Here is an 18,300-nt window from a genome sequence, read left to right on the forward strand (position 1 = left end):
AGGTTGTTTTGACGCGCCGCGCCTGGCTGTCTATAGAAACCGCGAACTGTCCCAGAGGCCCCCTTGCTGCGCTTCGTCCTGTCCTTTATCGGCGCGTTCTTTTCCTGGATCGTGACCGCCCTGGTCTTTGCCGCCCTGACCCTGGGCGCGGTTTTCTGGATGTATTCGCGCGACCTGCCCAGCCATGAGCAGCTGGCGAAATACGCCCCCAAGACCATCAGCCGCATCTATTCCGGCGAGGGCCGCCTGATCGACGAATTCGCCGAGGAGCGCCGCATCTTCGTCCCCATCGACGAGATCCCGCCCCTGGTGCGCGAGGCCTTCATCAGCGCCGAGGACAAGAATTTCTACCACCACCACGGTTTCGACCCGCGCGGCATGATCGGTGCCCTGGTGCAGGCGGTAAAGACCCGGGGCGAGAACGTGCGCGGCGCCTCGACCATCACGCAGCAGGTGATGAAGAACTTCCTGCTCAGCTCGGATCGCAGCGTCGAGCGCAAGATCAAGGAGCTGATCCTGGCCACCCGGCTGGAACAGACGCTGAGCAAGGACCAGATCCTTGAGCTTTACCTGAACGAGATCTTCCTTGGCCAGAACAGCTTTGGCGTCGCCGCCGCGGCGCAGACCTATTTCAACAAGCCCCTGACCGAGCTTGCCCCGCATGAGGCGGCGACGCTGGCCGCCATGCCGCAGGCGCCGGGCCGCTATCATCCGGTGCGCGCGCGTGAGCGCGTGACCGAGCGGCGCAACTATGTCCTGCGCGAGATGTGGCAGAACGGCTTCATCGACCAGGCCACCTATGAGGCGGAGGCGCAGTTGCCGCTGCGCTCGGTGCAGAACGGCGACTTCCCCGGATTCCAGCAGCAACTGCCGCCGCGCGACTATTTCACCGACGAGATCCGCCGCCAGCTTTCGGCGCAGTTCGGCGAGGAGGAGTTCTTTGGCGGCGGGCTGGCGATCCGGGCCACGGTCTCGCCGCAGTTGCAGCAGATCGCGGCGCGTGCCCTGCAACGCGCGCTGGAGCAATATGACCGCGGCCGCGGCATCTGGCGCGGCACCCGCCAGAGCATCCCGGCCGAAAAGCTGGCCGCCGATGCCGACTGGCGCGCCGCCCTGGCCGCGGCGCCGGTGCCGCGCGACATTCCCGGCTGGTATCCGGCCGTGGTGCTGTCGCTGGGCGAAAGCGACGCCACCATCGGCATCGAGGGTCAGAAGGACAGCGCCACCATCCCCGCCAAGGACGTGCAATGGGCGCGAAAGCGCCTGGCTGACGGCAATCTGGCGCCCAAGGCCAAGGTGGCCGCCGACCTGCTGGATGTGGGCGACGTGGTGCTGGTGCGGCAGATGACCGATGACAAGGACGGCAGCTTCATCCGCTGGACCCTGCGCCAAGTGCCCGAGATCGAGGGCGGCTTCATGGCCATGGACGTGAACACCGGCCGGGTCATCGCCATGCAGGGCGGGTTCTCCTATCAAAGTTCGGTCTTCAACCGCGCCACGCAGGCGCAGCGCCAGCCGGGCTCCAGCTTCAAGCCCTTCGTCTATGCGGCGGCGCTGGATTCGGGTTTCACCCCGGCCACGATCGTCGTCGACGAGCCGATTACGCTCAACACGCCGCAGGGGCTGTGGACGCCCAAGAACGCCAGCGGCAAGTTCTATGGCCCGACGCCGCTGCGCACCGGCATCGAGCAGTCGCGCAACCTGATGACCATTCGCGTGGCCCAGGACATCGGCATGGACACGGTGGCGAAATACGCCGAAAAATTCGGCGTCTATGACCATCTGGGCCATTACCTCGCCAATGCCCTGGGCGCTCAGGAGACGACGCTGTTCAAGATGGTCGCCGCCTATGCGATGTTTGCCAATGGCGGCGAACGGGTGGAACCCACGCTGGTCGACCGCGTGCAGGACCGCCGCGGCCGCACCATCTATCGCCACGACCGCCGCGAATGCCTGACCTGCGACCAGCCGACCCTGCCCGCAGGCGTGGCGCCCGAGATCCGCTCGAACCGCGAAAGGGTGATGGATGCGGTCACCGCCTATCAGCTGACCTCGATGCTGGAGGGCGTGGTCAAGCGCGGCTCGGGGCGCGGGGTGGAACTGCCGGTGCCGGTCGCCGGCAAGACCGGCACCACCAATGACGCCAAGGACGTGTGGTTCATCGGCTTCACCTCGAACCTGGTCGCCGGCTGCTATCTGGGCTACGACCAGCCGCGCACCCTGGGCCGCAACGCCTATGGCGGCACGCTATGCGTGCCGGTGTTCAACGAATTCATGAAGGAGGCGGTCAAGGAATTCGGCGGCACCGCCTTCAAGGTTCCGCCGGGCGGGCATTTCGTCAACATCGACCGCTTCTCGGGGGCGATCCTTGGCCCGGATGCCAAGGGCGACAATGTGATCGCCGAATATTTCCGCGACGGCCAGGAAAATACCGCCATCGCCCTGATCGACGGCGGCTTTGGCCGCGCCGATCCGGCGACGCTGCCGCTGTTCACCGAGCAGCGCGACAGCGGCCAGGCGGTGACCACCTCGACCGGCAAGCGCAAGATCATTCCCAAGAAGGCCGATTTCGGCACCCTGTCCTCGGGCGGGCTTTACTGAGGCGCGGCTTGCGGGCCGCCGCGCCCCGCGCTATCTGTCTTGCCCTATCCGAACCCGCGACCTGAAAGTGAGTGCCGCATGCGCGCCGAAACCCAAGCCACCATCGAGGCGATCCGCAAATCGCTGAAACTGCTCGGCCAGCGCATGGACTGGGAAACCGCCCCGCACCGTCTGGAGGAACTGAACGCGATGATCGAGGCCGGCGACATCTGGTCCGATCCCGCGCGGGCGCAAAAGCTGATGCGCGACCGCCAGATGCTGTCGGATGCGGTGGAAACCTATCGCCGCATCGACAGCGAACTGCGCGACAATGCCGAGCTGATCGAACTGGGCGAAGCCGAGGACGACGCCGAGATCGTCGCTGACGCCGAAGGCTCGCTGAAGGCGCTGGCGGAACTGGCGGCGCAAAAAGAGCTTGAGGCGCTCTTGAACGGCGAGGCGGACGGCAACGACACCTTCCTTGAGATCAACGCCGGCGCCGGCGGCACGGAAAGCGCCGACTGGGCCTCGATGCTGGCACGCATGTATGTGCGCTGGGCCGAGAAGAAGGGCTACAATGTCGATCTGCTGTCGGAAACCCCGGGCGAGGAGGCCGGCATCCGTTCGGCCGCCTACAGGATCAGCGGCGCCAATGCCTATGGCTGGCTGAAGTCGGAATCGGGCGTGCACCGGCTGGTGCGCATCTCGCCCTATGATTCGGCGGCGCGGCGACACACGTCCTTCAGCTCGGTCTGGGTCTATCCGGTGGTCGACGACAATATCGACATCACCATCCCCGACAACGAGATCCGCATCGACACCTATCGCTCGTCGGGGGCGGGCGGACAGCACGTCAACACCACCGATTCGGCGGTCAGGATCACCCACCTGCCGACCGGCATCGTGGTGACCAGCAGCGAAAAATCCCAGCACCAGAACCGCGCCAACGCCATGGCGGCGCTGAAGGCGCGGCTTTACCAGCTGGAACTGGACAAGCGCAACGCCGCGATCAACGCCCAGCACGAGGCCAAGGGCGATGCCGGCTGGGGCAACCAGATCCGCTCATACGTTCTGCATCCCTATCAGATGGTGAAGGACCTGCGCACCGCGCATGAGACCTCGGACACGCAAGGCGTGCTGGACGGCGATCTCGACGCCTTCATGGCGGCGACGCTGGCGCTGGACGTGGCCGGCAAGTCGCGGGCCGAGGCGCAGGCCGAGGACTGAGGCGGCACGGGTGCGGCATGGGGGCGGGGGTATCTGGAAAACGGCATGACCGCCGGGCGCTGTGGTGGCGCTGCATCCATTTCTGCCCGGCGGGTTCTGTGCGGTTCCATGTCGGCGGGCGCCAGGTTAGCTTTACCCAGAGTTGAACGACAAGGGGGACGGCATGGCCGCGAAACGGATCAATCTGGCCTTGCAGGGCGGCGGCGCGCATGGCGCCTTTGCCTGGGGCGTGCTCGACCGGCTGCTTGACGAGCCGCGGATCGAGATCGCGGCGATCAGCGGCACCTCGGCCGGGGCGCTGAACGGCGCGGCGCTGGCCGCGGGTCTGGCCTGCGGGCCGGGCCGGCACGGGCGCGAGGCGGCGCGCCAGAACCTGGCGCATATCTGGTCCGAGATCGGCATGGTCAGCGACAATCTGATGGTGCGCTGGCTGCATTCGATGTTTCCGGCGCCGCGCGGCTGGCAGCGGCTGACCGAACTGCTCTCGCCCGTAGGTTGGCTTGAATCGCTGTCGCGGGTGTTCAGCCCCTATGACACCGGGCCGTTCTATTCCAACCCGCTGTCGGCCATCCTGCGCGAGATGCCGCACCCGCAGCTTGGCCGCCCCGGGGGGCCGGCGTTTTTCGTCACCGCCACCAATGTGCGCAGCGGCCAGATCCGCATATTCTCTGACGGCGAGGTGACGGTCGACACCATCCTGGCCTCGGCCTGCCTGCCGGAACTGTTCCGCGCCGTCGAGATCGACGATCCGAAGACTGGGCGGCGCGAGGCTTTCTGGGACGGCGGCTATTCCGGCAATCCGGCGCTGTTTCCGCTGTTCCATCCCGAACTGCCCCGCGACATCGTCATCGTGAACATCAACCCGATGCACAGCGAGAACATCCCGAAGACGCCCTCCGCGATCCAGGACCGGGTGAACGAGATCAGCTTCAACGCCTCGCTTCTGGCCGAGCTTCGGGCGATCAATTTCGTCAAGCGCCTGCATGCCGAAAACCGGCTGGGGGGGCGGCCGATGAAGAACGTGCTGCTGCATGCGATCAAGGACGACGATCTGATGAACTCGCTGGGCGCCGGCAGCAAGCTGATGCCGCCGCCGGGCCTGCTGGCGCGGATGCATGCGGCCGGCGTCGCTGCCGCCGAGGGTTTTCTGGAAAGCTGCACCGATCATCTTGGCGCGCGCGACACTTATGACCCGTCAGGGCTGCTTCATGCCGCGCATTGAGCCATGGCGGCGGCGATGCGCGCCGCCAGCCGGGCGTTGTTCAGCACCAGCGCGATATTGGCGTCAAGCGAGCGTCCGCCGGTCAGTTCGAAGATGCGCTGCAGCAGGAAGGGCGTGACCGCCTTGGCGCTGATGCCCCGGGCCTCGGCCTCGGCCAGCGCCTTTTCGACCACGGGGACCATCTCGGCGCGCGCGATCTCGGCCTCGGCGGGGATCGGATTCACCACCAGCTGGCCGCCGCCAAGGCCAAGCTCGCGCCGCAGCCGCGCCGCGGCGGCGATCTGTGCCGGCTCGTCCATGCGCAGCGGCGCCTGCAGGCCCGATTCGCGCGACCAGAAGGCGGGAAGCTGGTCCTGGCCGAAGGCGATCACCGGCACGCCCAGCGTTTCCAGCACCTCGAGCGTCTTGGGCAGGTCGAGGATGGCCTTGGCGCCGGCGGCGACCACCGTGACCGGGCTTTGCGCCAGTTCCTGCAGGTCGGCCGAGATGTCGAAGGAGTCCTCGGCGCCGCGATGCACGCCGCCGATGCCGCCGGTGGCGAAGGTGGCGATGCCCGCCAGATGCGCGCAGATCATCGTCGCCGCCACCGTGGTCGCGCCGGTGCGGCCCATGGCCAGGCAGGCGGCCAGATCGGCGCGCGAGAGTTTCATCACCTGCTCGCCCGGGGTGGCGGCCAGGTCTTCCAGCACCTGTTCCTCAAGCCCGACGCGGATGCGCCCGCCCATGACGGCGATGGTGGCGGGGACGGCGCCGGCCTCGCGCACCGTGGCCTCGACCTGACGCGCGACCTCGAGGTTCTGCGGATAGGGCATGCCATGGGTGATGATGGTCGATTCCAGCGCCACCAGCGGGCGCCCTGCGGCCAGGGCCTGCGCGACCTCGGGTGAGGGGGTGATCAGTCGGTTCATGGCAGGTCCTTTCCACAGACGTGAAGGGTGGCGGCGTCGAGGGCGCGGGCCAGCGCCGTCGGCCGGTCGGCGCCCCCGGCCTCGGCGGCAAGATGGGCCGAGAGAAACATGTCGCCGGCGCCGGTGACGCGGACGGCGGCGACGCGGGGCGGGGTCAGTGCCAGGGTGGGGGCGCCCTGCGCCGCATCCGCAACCAGGCTGGCGCCGTCGGTGACCAGCACGCGGCGGGCGCCCAGCGCCAGCACCGCCTCGGCGGCGCGGTCGGCGCGGGGCAGATCGCGCCCGGCCAAAGCCTCGGCCTCGGCGCGGTTCAGATGCAGGATGGCGCCGGGATGCGCGATCAGCGCGCGCAGCCGCAGAGCCTTTTCCGGGCTGGCGGGGACGATGCGCAGCCTGGCCGCGGCCAGGCAGGGGTCGCAGGCGATCGCGGCCAGCACCTCGGGCGAGAGGTTGCCGTCGACGACCAGCGTGCCCTGCCAGGGCGCGGTGGCATCGCCCAGGCTGCCGTCGCGCAGCGGCGCGAGAATCGCGGTCCCAGCCGCGTCCAGCGCCCGCGTGTCCGCGACCGCCGCCACCAGCCCCTGCGGGCTTTCGATGGCGACATAGCTGCCGGTGGCCAGCCGGCCGTCGCGCAGGATCCAGCGGGTATCGACGCCGCGTTGCGCGGCTTCGGCGATCAGCGCCTCGCCCGGGGCGTCGCAGCCGAGAACCGAGAGAAGCGCCACGCGCTGGCCCAGCCGCGCCAGCGCCAGCGCCACGTTCAGCGCCACGCCCCCCGGCTGCTGCCGGATGTGTCCCGGCACGTCGTCACCGGGCGCCAGCGGCTGCGCGCTGTGGCCGATGATGTCCCAATGCATCGCGCCAAGGCAGAGGATGCGGGTCATGGGGGACATGCGTCGGGCCTTTGGCGGGTGGCGCTTGCGGGTCTCGGGCGGCGAAGGGCGATGGCGTGAGAATGGGGTGAGAGGCTGGACGAACGACCCAAGCGGGACTCGTTACGGCTGCTTCCTTCCGGACCTGACCGGGTTGGCGAGGCGCCTGCCCGCGCCAACCTCTCGCTGCCTAGATAGGGGCAGGGGCGGCGGGATGCAAGCGGCTTGATGGCATTCTAGAGATGCAGGCGCAGCCGCAGGAATCCCTCGGGTCCGATGCCCAGCGGCTCGGCCCGGGCGGGCAGGTCGGGCAGATGCGGCCGGGCGCCCGGCCCGGTGTCGAACAGCACCGAGGTGCCGGGCAGGGGGCAAAAGCCAAGGCCGATGCCGGGTTCGGGCGCCAGCACCCGGCGCTGCGCCACATAGCGGCGCAGCACCTCGCGCGTGGGCGAGGCGCTGTCCAGCGCCACCGGCCGGCCGGCGACCACTGGCGCGTAAAGGCCGCTGCCGGACAGGCGGTAGCTGTTCGTGGCCAGGACGAACTGCTGTTCGGGCGTCACCGGGCGGCCGCGAAAGCCGAGGCTGGCGATGCGGCCGGGGCCTGCGCCGGTCAGGCTGCCGTCCGGGGCGTGGCGGGCCGGGCGGCTTAGGTCGATGCGCCAGTCGAGCCCGTCGATCAGGTCGAAATTGTAGCTGGGAAATTCGGGGTCGATCAGTGGCTGGTCGGCCCGGCCGGGGTCGATGCGCAAAAACAGGCTGGCGGCGCGTTCGAGCCAGTCGCGGATCCCGGCCCCGGTCAGCACGACGGCGCAGATGCGATTCGGGAACAGGTAGAGATCGGCGATGCTGCGCAGGCTAAGCTGCCCGGCGGGGATGTCGGTGTAATGCTGCGGCCCGCCGCGACCGCCGGCGCGGAAGGGTGCTGCGGCCGAAAGGATCGGCAGGTGCTGCCAGCGGCTGGTGCGTAGCATGCGCCGCACATGCCAGCGCTGCGCCATCATCACCAGCCGCAGGCCGGCGTCCTGGCCGAGCAGGGCGAAATGGCTGTTCAGCGGCCGCGCGCTGCGGCCGATGCGGCGACGGAAATGGCGCAGGGTCTGGCGATGCGCGCCCAGGCTGGGGGCGGTGACCGCGGGGTGGTCGGCCTGTTCTGTGGCCGGCTGTTCTGCGACCGGCTCGGCCCGGCAGGCGAAGTCGGCGACGCGCCAGCCGGCGTCATGCGGTTCAAGCCGCAGGTCGATGATTCCCAGATGCGAGCCCCAGAACCCCGGCATGACCGCAGGCTTGCCCGCCAGCGTGCCGCGGTGGATGTCGATGCCGGGACCCGGCGGATGTTCGGCCGAGGGAAACACCCGATGCGTGTGGCCGGCGATCAGCGCATCGATGCCGGGCAGCGCTGCGAGGGCAGTGGCGGCGTTTTCAAGCCGCGGCGCGGGCGCGAGTGCGCCGATGCCGCTGTGGGACAGGACGATGACCAGATCCGCGCCCAGGGCGCGCAGGCGGGCGATGCCGGCGCGCGCCGTCTCGAGAATGTCGAGGACCGTGATCTGCCGGGCCAGTTCCGGTTCCCAGTCCACGGTCTGCGGCGGCAGGAAGCCCAGCAGGCCGATGCGCAAGCCGTGTTCGGCGCCGAATTCGTCGCGAAACCGCCGCTCCAGCAGCAGATGCGGCGCGACCGGCAGCGGGCGGCGGCTGCGCAGATTGGTGCCGACCAGCGGGAATCCCGCCCCGGACAGGGCGCGGCGCAGAAACTCGGGGCCAAAGCTGAAATCGTGATTGCCGAGCGTCGCCGCATCATAGCGCAGCGCGTTCATCGCCTGGATGGCGGGATGCGGCCGATGCGGCTGGGCGCGCTGCGTTGCGGCCAGGAAATCGCCCATCGGGCTGCCCTGCAGGCTGTCGCCATTGTCGAGCAGCAGGTGATTGGGTGCCGCGTTGCGCGCACGCTCGATCAGCGCCGCCACCCGCGACAGGCCCAGATGCGCCGCCGGGCGGTCGGCGAAATAGTCATAGCCCAGCACATGCATGTGCAGGTCGGTGGTGGCCATGATGCGCAGGTCGATCCGGCCGCGGATCTGTGGTTTCTCTGCCATGGTGCGGGTGGCGCTCATTCAATCTGCATGCAGTTTGAACGATGTTATTGCAACCACCGATTGAACATCATAATCCGGTTCCATGCGGAATGTGGCAGAGTTGCATGCCCCGCCACAACCTGTATGAGAAGGCCATTCCCGCGCAAGAGCGCATTCCGGAGCATTGATGAAGTTTTCGACCCGACAGGACATTGGCCTTCCCGCATCCGAGCTATTTCAGGCCATCACCCGGTTTCGCGACCTTGAACGCATGCTGCAGCGCCGCCGCGCCACGGTGCGCCGCCAGGACGCGATGGCGCCGCCCGATGTCGGCGCAAGCTGGATGATCGGCTTTCGCTGGCGCGGACGCGATCGCGAGTTGGACATGGCGCTCAGCCGCCTAGAGGCACCCGAGGTCATGGCCTTTGAGGGCGGCTCGGATCAGTTCGGCATCGCGCTGCGCATGACCGTGGTGGCACTGACGCCGCGCAAGTCGCGGCTGATCTGCGAGACCGAGGTGGTGCCGCGCGGCGTGGCGGCGCGGCTGATCTTGCAGACGGCCCGGCTGGGCAAGGGCCAGCTTGACCGCAAATATGCGCATCAGGTGGCGGATCTGCTGGACAAGCTGACCGCCACCGGCCGGCCCGATCCCGGCTTCTCGCCGATTCCTCAGGTGATCGGCATGGCCCGCGCCTGCGCCGCGCGCAGCGGATCGGCTGGATAGACGCCGAGGATGCTGACGCTCGAGGTGAAATAGTCCAGCTCCTCAAGCGCGCGGGCGACATGGGCATCCTCGGGATGGCCCTCGATGTCGGCATAGAACTGCGTTGCGGTGAAGACGCCATCCACCATGTAGCTTTCCAGCTTGGTCATGTTCACGCCATTGGTGGCAAAGCCCCCCAGTGCCTTGTAAAGCGAGGCCGGGATGTTGCGCACCCGAAAGACAAAGCTGGTCATCATCGTCGTGTCGCCGCCGGCATTGGCGCGCCGGTTGAAATCCGCCTGTTGGGACATGACCAGGAAGCGCGTGGTGTTGTTGTGGCGGTCCTCGATGTCGGCGGCCAGTTCCTCAAGCCCGTAGATCTCGCCGGCCAGCGGCGAGGCCAGCGCCGCAAGCGTCCGTTCGCCGCGGCGCGAGACCTCATGCGCCGAGCCGGCGGTGTCGGCGCCGACGATGCCGCGGATGTCGTGGCGGCGCATGAAGCCGCGGCACTGGCCCAGCAGCACCGGATGGCTCATGGCGTCGGTAATCTCGGCCAGGTGGGCGCCGGGCACGGCCAGCAGGCTGATGCGCACGCGCACGAAACATTCGTCGATGATGCGCAGCCCGCTTTCGGGCAGCAGGTGATGGATGTCGGCCACCCGGCCATAGGTCGAGTTCTCGACCGGCAGCATCGCCAGTTCCGCGCGACCGCTGCGCACGGCCTCGATCGTGTCCTCGAAGGTGCGGCAGGGCAGCGCCTCCATCCCGGGCCGATAGGAGCGGCAGGCCTGGTGGCTGTAGGCGCCTGGCTCGCCCTGGAATGCGATCACGTTGCGGCTTGGGGCAGTGCTCATGTCTCATACCTTCATCATGCGGGGCAGGGTGCGCGCGGACCGTCGGCCCGGCGGCGTCGCCGCGGCGATAACTATATCTTGAACCCGCGAAACAAAAGCGGATAGATACCGGCAACTCCACGGACAAGCCCAAGGGATCCGCAGACATGCTCAACATGATGAACATCACCAAGGCAGCCGGGGCACTGATCGGCTCGCTTCTGTTCCTGCTTTTGCTGATCTGGATTGCGTCGGGCATCTACGATATCACCCCCGCCAGCCATGACGGCGAGGCGCGCGTGCAGGCCTATACCATCCCGGTCGAGGGCGCCGAGGAGGGCGAAGCCGAGGGCGAGGGCGAGGCCGCCGCCGAAGCCCCCGATTTCGCCGCCGCCCTGGCCGCGGCCGATGCCACCGCCGGCGAGAAGGTCTTTGGCAAGTGCAAGGCCTGCCACAAGGTGGACGGCAAGAACAGCACCGGCCCGCATCTGGACGGCGTGGTGGGCCGGGCGGTCGCCAGCGTCGAGGGCTTCAAGTATTCCGACCCGATGAAGGCGCATGGCGGCGACTGGACCCCCGAGGCGATCGAGGAATTCCTCGCCGATCCCAAGGGCGTCATCCCGGGCACCAAGATGACCTTCGCCGGGCTGAAGAAGGTCGAGGACCGTGCCAATGTCATCGCCTATCTGCAGGGCCTGTAAGCCCTTCTCCTGACCGCAGCAGGGGCGCCCGTCGGGCGCCCTTTTTCGTCGCGGCGGGAATTTCCGGGCCGGATCACGCATTTGCATGTTGAACCGGCGCCGACGGCTGCTAGCCTTGCCCCCGTGCCGGGCCATGCGCGCCCGGCCTGCACAGAGGATCAGCAGCACCCGATGACGATGCCCTTCATGCGACATGCCCCGCTGGTTCTGGCCCTGGCACTTCTCCCCGGCTGGTCCTCGGCCCAGGAGGCCCGGCCCGCGACCATCGTCGCCCAGGGGATCGCGGTCTTTGGCCAGCCGGCGCTGGCCGACGGTTTTCCGCATCTGCGCTATGTGAACCCCGAGGCGCCCAAGGGCGGCGAGATCTCGCAATCCGCCATCGGCGGCTTTGACAGCTACAACCCCTTTACTCATCGCGGCCGCGCGCCGTTCCTGTCGGTCATCATGCTGGAACGGCTGATGGAGGACCCGGTGGATGAGCGCGGTTCGTCCTATTGCCTGCTCTGCGAGACCATCGAATATCCCGAAAGCCGCGACTGGGTGATCTTTCACCTGCGCCCCGAGGCGAAGTTTTCCGACGGCACGCCGCTGACCGCGCATGACGTGCTGTTTTCGTTTGAACTGCTGCGCGACAAGGGGCTGTCCTCCTATCGCACCGGCATCGCCAAGATGGTGGCCAAGGCCGAGGTGATCGACGACCACACCATCCGCTTCATCTTTCAGCCGAACTATCCGCGCCGCGACGTGATCCAGCAGGTCGGCAGCCAGATCGTCTTCTCGCGCGAGGATTTCCGCAAGAACCGGCGCGACATCGAACAGTCCAGCGACAAGCCCTTCCTGGGCTCGGGGCCCTATGTCTTCGACAGCGCCGAGATGGGCCGCACGATCAGCGTCCGCCGCAACCCCGACTATTGGGGCAGGGACCTGCCGATCAACCTGGGCCGGCACAATTTCGACCGCATCCGCTTTGAATATTTCGCCGATTACGACAGCGCCTTCGAGGCGTTCAAGGCCGGGGTCTATACCTTCCGCAACGAGGTCTCCTCGATCCACTGGGCGACGCGCTACGACTTTCCGGCGCTGAAATCGGGCGCGGTGCGCCAGGAGGTGCTGCCGAACGGCGACCTTGCCTCGGGGCAGAGCTGGATCTTCAACCTGCGGCGCGAGAAATGGCAGGATATCCGCGTGCGCCAGGCGATCGGGCTGATGTTCAACTTCGAATGGTCGAACGAGACGCTGTTTTACGGGCTGAACACGCGGGTGAATTCCTTCTGGGACAACAGCGACCTTGCCGCCAGCGGCACGCCCTCGGCGGGCGAGCTTGCGCTGCTGGAGCCGCTGGCCAAGGACCTGCCGGAGGGCATCCTGACCGATGAGGCGGTGGTGCAGCCGGTCTCGGGCAAGAACCAGCTGGACCGCAAGCATTTGCGCCAGGCGGCGGATCTGCTGAACGCCGCCGGCTGGAAGGTCGGCGCCGACGGCATGCGCGTCGATGCGCGCGGCGAGCGGCTGGCGCTGGAGATCCTCAACGACAACCAAAGCTTTGACCGCATCATCAACCCCTTCGTGCAGAACCTGCGCACGCTGGGCATCGATGCGGTGAACACGCGCGTCGATGACGCGCAGATGACCAACCGCACCCGCGGCCATGACTTCGACATGATCACCGACAGTTTCCCGCAGGGCTTCTTCATCGGCGGCGGCACCGAGCAGGTCTTCGGTTCGGAAAATGTCGGCGACGTGTTCAACCCGATGGGCCTGGCCAACCCGGCCATCGACGCGCTGATCCAGAAGGGCATCGAGGCCACCACGCAAGAGCAGATGGACACCACGATCAGCGCCCTGGACCGCGCGCTGCGGTCGCTGCGCTTCTGGGTGCCGCAATGGTTCAAGGCCAATTACACCCTGGCCTATTACGACATCTTTGCGCATCCGCAGACCATGCCGCCCTATGCGCTGGGTGAGCTTGATTTCTGGTGGCATGACGCGGATAAGGCAGAAAAACTGCGGCAGGCCGGCGCGTTGCGCTAGGACCTGCCGACCGGGGCAGAGCGAAAGACGGGCGGATGGCAGCCTATATCCTGCGGCGATTGCTGCTGATCATACCGACGCTGATCGGCATCATGCTGGTCAATTTCACCCTGACGCAATTCGTCCCCGGCGGTCCGATCGAACAGATCATTGCCCGCGTGCAGGGCGAGGGGGACGCGCTGCGCAATATCTCGGGCGCGGGCGGAGAGACGCAGCAGAACAGCGAATATGCCGGCGCCCGCGGCATCCCGCCCGAGCTGCTGGATTCGCTCGAGGTGCAGATGGGCTTTGCCGAGATCGTCTGCACGCCCGCGCATCAGGGTGAGCCAGACCTGAAATCGCCCGAATGCCACAAGCAAAAGATCGGCGCCGTGCGCCGCTTCCTGATCATGATGCGCAATTACCTGACCTTCGATTTCGGCACCAGCTTCTTCCGCTCGATCTCGGTGGTGGATCTGGTGGTGGAAAAGATGCCGGTCTCGATCACGCTGGGGCTGTGGTCGACGCTGATCGCCTATCTGATCTCGATCCCGCTGGGCATCCGCAAGGCGGTCAGGAACGGCAGCGCCTTTGACAGCTGGACCTCGGGGGCAATCATCGTCGGCTATGCCATCCCGGCCTTCCTGTTTGCCGTGCTCTTGATGGTGCTGTTCGCCGGCGGCAGCTATTGGCAGATCTTTCCGCTGCGCGGGCTGACCTCGGACAATTTCGCCGAGCTCAGCCTCTGGGGCAAGCTGATGGACTATCTGTGGCACATCACCCTGCCGGTGATCGCCACCACTATCGCCAGCTTTGCCACCCTGACGCTGCTGACCAAGAACAGCTTTCTCGACGAGATCAACAAGCAATATGTGATGACCGCCCGCGCCAAGGGCCTGACTGAGGGGCGGGTGCTTTACAGCCATGTCTTCCGCAATGCCATGCTGATCGTCATCGCGGGCTTTCCGGCCATGTTCCTTGGGGTGTTCTTCGGGTCAAGCATTCTGATCGAGACGATCTTCTCGCTGGACGGGCTGGGGCGGCTGGGATTCGAGGCCGCGGTGCAGCGCGACTATCCGGTGATCTTCGGCACGCTCTATGTCTTTGGCCTCTTGGGGCTGATCGTCGGCATCCTGTCGGACATGATGTATGTGCTGGTCGATCCGCGCATCGACTTTGAACGGAGGGCCGGCTGATGGCGATGAGCGAGCTGAACCGCCGCCGGCTGCGCAACTTTCGCCGCAACCGCCGCGCCTTCTGGTCGCTGGTGATCTTTGGCCTGCTGTTCGTGGCCTCGCTCTTTGCGGAACTGATCGCCAATGACCGGCCGATCGTGGTGAACTATCGCGGCGGCTGGTATTTCCCGGTCTATCGCTTTTACCCCGAGACCGCATTCGGCGGCGATTTCGAGACCGAGGCGATTTTCACCGACCCGGGCGTGCAATGCCTGATCCGCACCGGCGGCCGGCCCGAATGCTGGGACGACCCGGCCGCGGTCGAGGCCGAGGCGCGCAAGACCGGCATGATCGGCGGCGAAAAGGTCGAACCCGGCTGGATGCTCTGGCCGCCGATCCCCTATCATTTCCGCACCATCAACAATGTCGGCACCGCCCCCAGCGCGCCCGACGCCGCGCATTGGCTGGGCACGGACGACACGGCGCGCGACGTGCTGGCGCGGGTGATCTACGGCTTTCGCCTGTCGATCCTGTTCACGCTGATCGTCACCTCGGTCGCCTCGCTGATCGGCATCTCGGCCGGGGCGGTGCAGGGCTATTTCGGCGGCCGCACCGATCTGTTCCTGCAAAGACTGCTTGAGATATGGGGCTCAACCCCTTCTCTTTACGTCATCATCATCCTGTTCGCCATCCTGGGGCGCAGCTTCTGGCTTCTGGTGCTGGTCTCGATCCTGTTCGGCTGGCCGGCGCTGGTCGGCGTGGTGCGGGCCGAATTCCTGCGCGCGCGCAATTTCGAGTATGTGCGCGCGGCGCGGGCGCTGGGGGTCGGCGACCGCAAGATCATGTTCCGCCACATCCTGCCTAATGCCATGGTGGCGACGCTGACCATGCTGCCCTTCGTCGTCACCGGCACCATCTCGTCGCTGGCGGCGCTGGACTATCTCGGCTACGGGCTGCCCAGTTCCGCGCCCTCGCTGGGGGAACTGGCGCTGCAGGCCAAACAGAACCTTCAGGCGCCCTGGCTGGGCTTTACCGCCTTCTTCAGCTTTGCCATCATGCTGTCGCTGCTGGTCTTCATCTTCGAGGGCATCCGCGACGCCTTCGACCCCAGAAAGACCTTTCGATGAACCCGGTTCTGCACATCGAGGATCTGCAGGTCAGCTTTCGCCAGGACGGCCGGCGCGTGGCCGCGGTCAAGGGGGTCAGCTTCAGCATCAGCAAGGGCGAGACCGTGGCGCTGGTCGGCGAATCGGGCAGCGGCAAGTCCGTCACCGCGCTGTCGACCGTCGGGCTTTTGGGCGAGGCGGCAGAGCTGCAGGGCTCGGTGCGCTATGGCGGGCGGGAACTGGTCGGCGCCTCGGACGACGAATTGCGGCAGGTGCGCGGCAATGACATCAGCTTCATCTTCCAGGAGCCGATGACCTCGCTCAATCCGCTGCACACGCTGGAACGGCAGCTGGGCGAGAGCCTTGCCCTGCATCAGGGGTTGCGCGGCGAGCCGATGCGCGCCCGCATCATCGAGTTGCTGACCCGCGTCGGCATCCGCGATCCCGAAAGCCGGCTGGCCGACTATCCGCATCAGTTGTCCGGCGGCCAGCGCCAGCGGGTGATGATCGCCATGGCCCTGGCCAATGGCCCGGAACTGCTGATCGCGGATGAGCCGACGACGGCGCTCGATGTGACCATCCAGGCCCAGATCATGGAGCTTCTGGCCGAGCTGAAGGCCAGCGAGCACCTGTCGATGCTGTTCATCAGCCACGACCTTGGCCTGGTGCGCCGCATCGCCGATCGCGTCTGCGTGATGAAGGGCGGCGAGATTGTCGAGCAGGGGCCGGTGGCGCAGATCTTTGCCGATCCGCAGCACGAATATACCCGCATGCTTTTGGCGGCCGAGCCGCAGGGCCGCGCCGATCCCGTGCCCCCCGACGCGCCCGAGATCGCCGCCACCCGCGATCTGAAGGTCTGGTTCCCGATCCAGCGCGGGCTGCTGCGCCGCACCGTCGGCCATATCAAGGCGGTGAACGGCGCCACGCTCTCCGTGCGCGCCGGCGAGACGCTGGGCATCGTCGGCGAATCCGGCTCGGGCAAGACCACGCTGGCGCTGGCGATCATGCGGCTGATCGAAAGCCAGGGCGACATCGTCTATATGGGGCGCGACATCGCCTCGGTGCCGGGGCGGGCGCTGCGCGGGTTGCGGCGCGACATGCAGATCGTGTTCCAGGACCCCTATGGCAGCCTGTCGCCGCGCATGACCGTCGAGCAGATCATCGCCGAGGGCCTGGGCGTGCATGGCGTCGATGCCGGCGCCAACCCGCGCGATCTGGTCGATGCGATCATGCGCGAGGTCGGGCTGGACCCGGCCAGCATGCACCGCTATCCGCATGAATTCTCCGGCGGGCAGCGCCAGCGCATCGCCATCGCCCGCGCCATGATCCTGCGCCCGAAGCTGGTGGTGCTGGACGAGCCCACCAGCGCCCTTGACATGACCGTGCAGGTGCAGATCGTGGAACTGTTGCGCCGCCTGCAGAAAAAGCATGGCCTGGCCTTTCTGTTCATCAGCCACGACCTGCGCGTGGTGCGCGCCATGTCGCATCAGATCATGGTCATGCGCGCCGGCGAGGTGGTCGAGCAGGGCACGACCGAGGCCGTCTTCCGGACGCCGCAAAGCGATTACACCCGCCGCCTGATCGAGGCGGCCTTTCTGACGGCAAGCGCATGAAGATCCTGTTCGTGCATCAGAACTTTCCCGCGCAGTTCCTGCATCTGGCGCCGGCGCTGGCGGCGCGCGGCCATGAGGTGCTGGCGCTGACCGACGAAAAGAACCCGCGCCCCTCGCCGGTCCGGGTGGTGCGTTACAAGTCACCCGGCGACATGAAGCTGCCGCCGATGCTGGGGCGCACCTACAGCGAACATGCCGAACGCGGCTGGCTGGCTGCGCGCGGCTGCCGGGCGCTGCGGGACCGGCACGGCTTTACCCCGGATGTCATCTTTGGCCATTCCGGCTGGGGCGAGACGCTGTTCCTGCGCGAGATCTGGCCCGAGGCGCGGCTTCTGGTCTATGCCGAGCTGCTTTACCGCACCCGCGGCCAGGATGTGGGTTTCGACCCCGAGATCAGCCCGGCCAGCGACGAGGGCCGCGTCGGCACGGTCGCGCGCTCGGCGCATCTGATCCAGGGGCTGGTGCAGGCCGACGCAGGACTGGCCCCGACGCGCTATCAAGCCGACAGCTTTCCGCCCGAACTGCGCCAGAAGCTGACGGTAATCCATGACGGCATCGACACCGATGTGGTCTGCCCGAATCCGCAGGCCGAATTCGCGCTGCCCGAAGGCCGCAGCCTGCGCGCCGGCGACGAGGTGCTGACCTATGTCTCGCGCTCGCTCGAGCCTTATCGCGGCTTTCACCGCTTCATGCGCGCCCTGCCCGAGGTGATGCGCGCGCGGCCGGCGGCGCAGGTGGTGCTGGTGGGCGGCGACGGCGTCAGCTATGGCAGCCTGCCCAGGGATGCGCCGAACTGGAAGGAAAAGCTGCTGGCGGAACTGTCGGGTCGGCTGGACCTGTCGCGGCTGCATTTCATGGGGCGGGTGCCCTATCCGCAATATCTGGCGCTGCTGCAGGTCAGCCGGGTGCATTGCTACCTGACCTATCCGTTTGTCCTCAGCTGGTCGCTGACCGAGGCGATGTCGGCGGGCTGCCAGATCGTCGCCTCGGATACCGAACCGGTGCGTGAGCTGATCCGCGACGGCGAGAATGGCCGCCTGGTGGGCTTTTTCGACCAGCCGGCGCTGGAGGCGGCGCTGATCCGCGCCCTTGCCGGCGACCCGGAGGCGCCCCGCCTGGGCGCTGCCGCGCGCCGTACCATCGAGGAAGGCTACGACCTCAAGCGCCACAGCCTGCCACGGCTGATCGACTGGGTGGAAAGCTTTGCGCCCTGAGCTTGCAGGCCATCAGGCAGCGCCGCAGCCATCTTCTGCCACAACCACCGCTGCCTGGTGACAA

At 67.2% G+C, this 18,300-nt stretch carries 14 protein-coding genes and 1 other RNA gene; 10 read left to right on the forward strand and 5 right to left on the reverse strand.

Going from position 1 to position 18,300, the window contains the following annotated elements:
- The first annotated feature begins 63 nt into the window (after window positions 1–63).
- The 3 genes from WMK75_RS04080 (at window position 64) to WMK75_RS04090 (ending at window position 5,029) form a co-directional block, all read left to right on the forward strand.
- Entirely contained in the window at window positions 64–2,601 is a 2,538-nt protein-coding gene (locus tag WMK75_RS04080) for a PBP1A family penicillin-binding protein (RefSeq protein ID WP_347266379.1), read from the forward strand.
- Window positions 2,602–2,679: 78 nt separating this feature from the next.
- Window positions 2,680–3,807 (forward strand): peptide chain release factor 2, encoded by a 1,128-nt coding sequence (gene prfB / locus WMK75_RS04085; RefSeq protein WP_347266380.1) that lies wholly within the window; start codon window positions 2,680–2,682, stop codon window positions 3,805–3,807.
- A gap of 163 nt (window positions 3,808–3,970) precedes the next feature.
- A complete protein-coding gene (locus tag WMK75_RS04090; protein ID WP_347266381.1) occupies window positions 3,971–5,029 on the forward strand; it encodes a patatin-like phospholipase family protein in 1,059 nt (352 codons plus the stop codon).
- Here WMK75_RS04090 and WMK75_RS04095 read toward each other — a convergent pair.
- From WMK75_RS04095 to WMK75_RS04110, 4 genes are all read right to left on the reverse strand, one after another.
- Window positions 5,014–5,937 carry a pseudouridine-5'-phosphate glycosidase gene (locus WMK75_RS04095; RefSeq protein WP_347266382.1) on the reverse strand — a complete coding sequence of 308 codons (924 nt, stop codon included), beginning with the start codon at window positions 5,935–5,937 and terminating at the stop codon, window positions 5,014–5,016. The genes WMK75_RS04090 and WMK75_RS04095 overlap by 16 nt on opposite strands.
- Complete coding sequence (locus WMK75_RS04100; RefSeq protein WP_347266383.1) at window positions 5,934–6,830, reverse strand: PfkB family carbohydrate kinase; 897 nt, start codon at window positions 6,828–6,830, stop codon at window positions 5,934–5,936. The genes WMK75_RS04095 and WMK75_RS04100 overlap by 4 nt, the downstream gene beginning before the upstream one ends.
- A gap of 65 nt (window positions 6,831–6,895) precedes the next feature.
- Window positions 6,896–6,995: signal recognition particle sRNA small type (gene ffs, locus WMK75_RS04105), an RNA gene on the reverse strand.
- Window positions 6,996–7,045: 50 nt separating this feature from the next.
- Window positions 7,046–8,920 carry a bifunctional 2',3'-cyclic-nucleotide 2'-phosphodiesterase/3'-nucleotidase gene (locus WMK75_RS04110; protein WP_347266384.1) on the reverse strand — a complete coding sequence of 625 codons (1,875 nt, stop codon included), beginning with the start codon at window positions 8,918–8,920 and terminating at the stop codon, window positions 7,046–7,048.
- Window positions 8,921–9,068: 148 nt separating this feature from the next.
- Here WMK75_RS04110 and WMK75_RS04115 point away from each other — a divergent pair, with 148 nt between their 5' ends.
- Window positions 9,069–9,605 carry a hypothetical protein gene (locus tag WMK75_RS04115; RefSeq protein WP_347266385.1) on the forward strand — a complete coding sequence of 179 codons (537 nt, stop codon included), beginning with the start codon at window positions 9,069–9,071 and terminating at the stop codon, window positions 9,603–9,605.
- Here WMK75_RS04115 and WMK75_RS04120 read toward each other — a convergent pair.
- On the reverse strand, window positions 9,551–10,438 hold the full coding sequence (locus WMK75_RS04120) for a prephenate dehydratase (protein ID WP_347266386.1): 888 nt from the start codon (window positions 10,436–10,438) through the stop codon (window positions 9,551–9,553). The two genes, WMK75_RS04115 and WMK75_RS04120, sit on opposite strands and share 55 nt — an antisense overlap.
- Before the next feature lie 146 nt (window positions 10,439–10,584).
- Between WMK75_RS04120 and WMK75_RS04125 the strand changes: the two genes are divergently transcribed.
- The 6 genes from WMK75_RS04125 (at window position 10,585) to WMK75_RS04150 (ending at window position 18,236) form a co-directional block, all read left to right on the forward strand.
- The gene (locus WMK75_RS04125; protein ID WP_347266387.1) at window positions 10,585–11,118 is read left to right on the forward strand and encodes a cytochrome c family protein; all 534 of its coding nucleotides are present in this window, start codon (window positions 10,585–10,587) and stop codon (window positions 11,116–11,118) included.
- Window positions 11,119–11,289: 171 nt separating this feature from the next.
- Window positions 11,290–13,149, forward strand: a complete 1,860-nt coding sequence (locus tag WMK75_RS04130; RefSeq protein ID WP_347266388.1) for an extracellular solute-binding protein — start codon at window positions 11,290–11,292, stop codon at window positions 13,147–13,149.
- A gap of 35 nt (window positions 13,150–13,184) precedes the next feature.
- Window positions 13,185–14,324: an ABC transporter permease subunit gene (locus tag WMK75_RS04135; RefSeq protein ID WP_347266389.1), complete on the forward strand. Its 1,140-nt coding sequence runs from the start codon at window positions 13,185–13,187 to the stop codon at window positions 14,322–14,324.
- Complete coding sequence (locus WMK75_RS04140; RefSeq protein WP_347266390.1) at window positions 14,324–15,430, forward strand: ABC transporter permease; 1,107 nt, start codon at window positions 14,324–14,326, stop codon at window positions 15,428–15,430. The genes WMK75_RS04135 and WMK75_RS04140 overlap by 1 nt, the downstream gene beginning before the upstream one ends.
- Window positions 15,427–17,022: an ABC transporter ATP-binding protein gene (locus tag WMK75_RS04145; RefSeq protein WP_347266391.1), complete on the forward strand. Its 1,596-nt coding sequence runs from the start codon at window positions 15,427–15,429 to the stop codon at window positions 17,020–17,022. Before WMK75_RS04140 ends, WMK75_RS04145 begins: the two co-directional genes overlap by 4 nt.
- Window positions 17,019–18,236, forward strand: a complete 1,218-nt coding sequence (locus WMK75_RS04150) for a glycosyltransferase (RefSeq protein WP_347266392.1) — start codon at window positions 17,019–17,021, stop codon at window positions 18,234–18,236. Before WMK75_RS04145 ends, WMK75_RS04150 begins: the two co-directional genes overlap by 4 nt.
- The last annotated feature ends 64 nt before the right edge of the window (window positions 18,237–18,300 follow it).

The sequence above is a fragment of the Paracoccus sp. (in: a-proteobacteria) genome (assembly GCF_039808215.1).
Classification (GTDB): Bacteria; Pseudomonadota; Alphaproteobacteria; order Rhodobacterales; family Rhodobacteraceae; genus Paracoccus.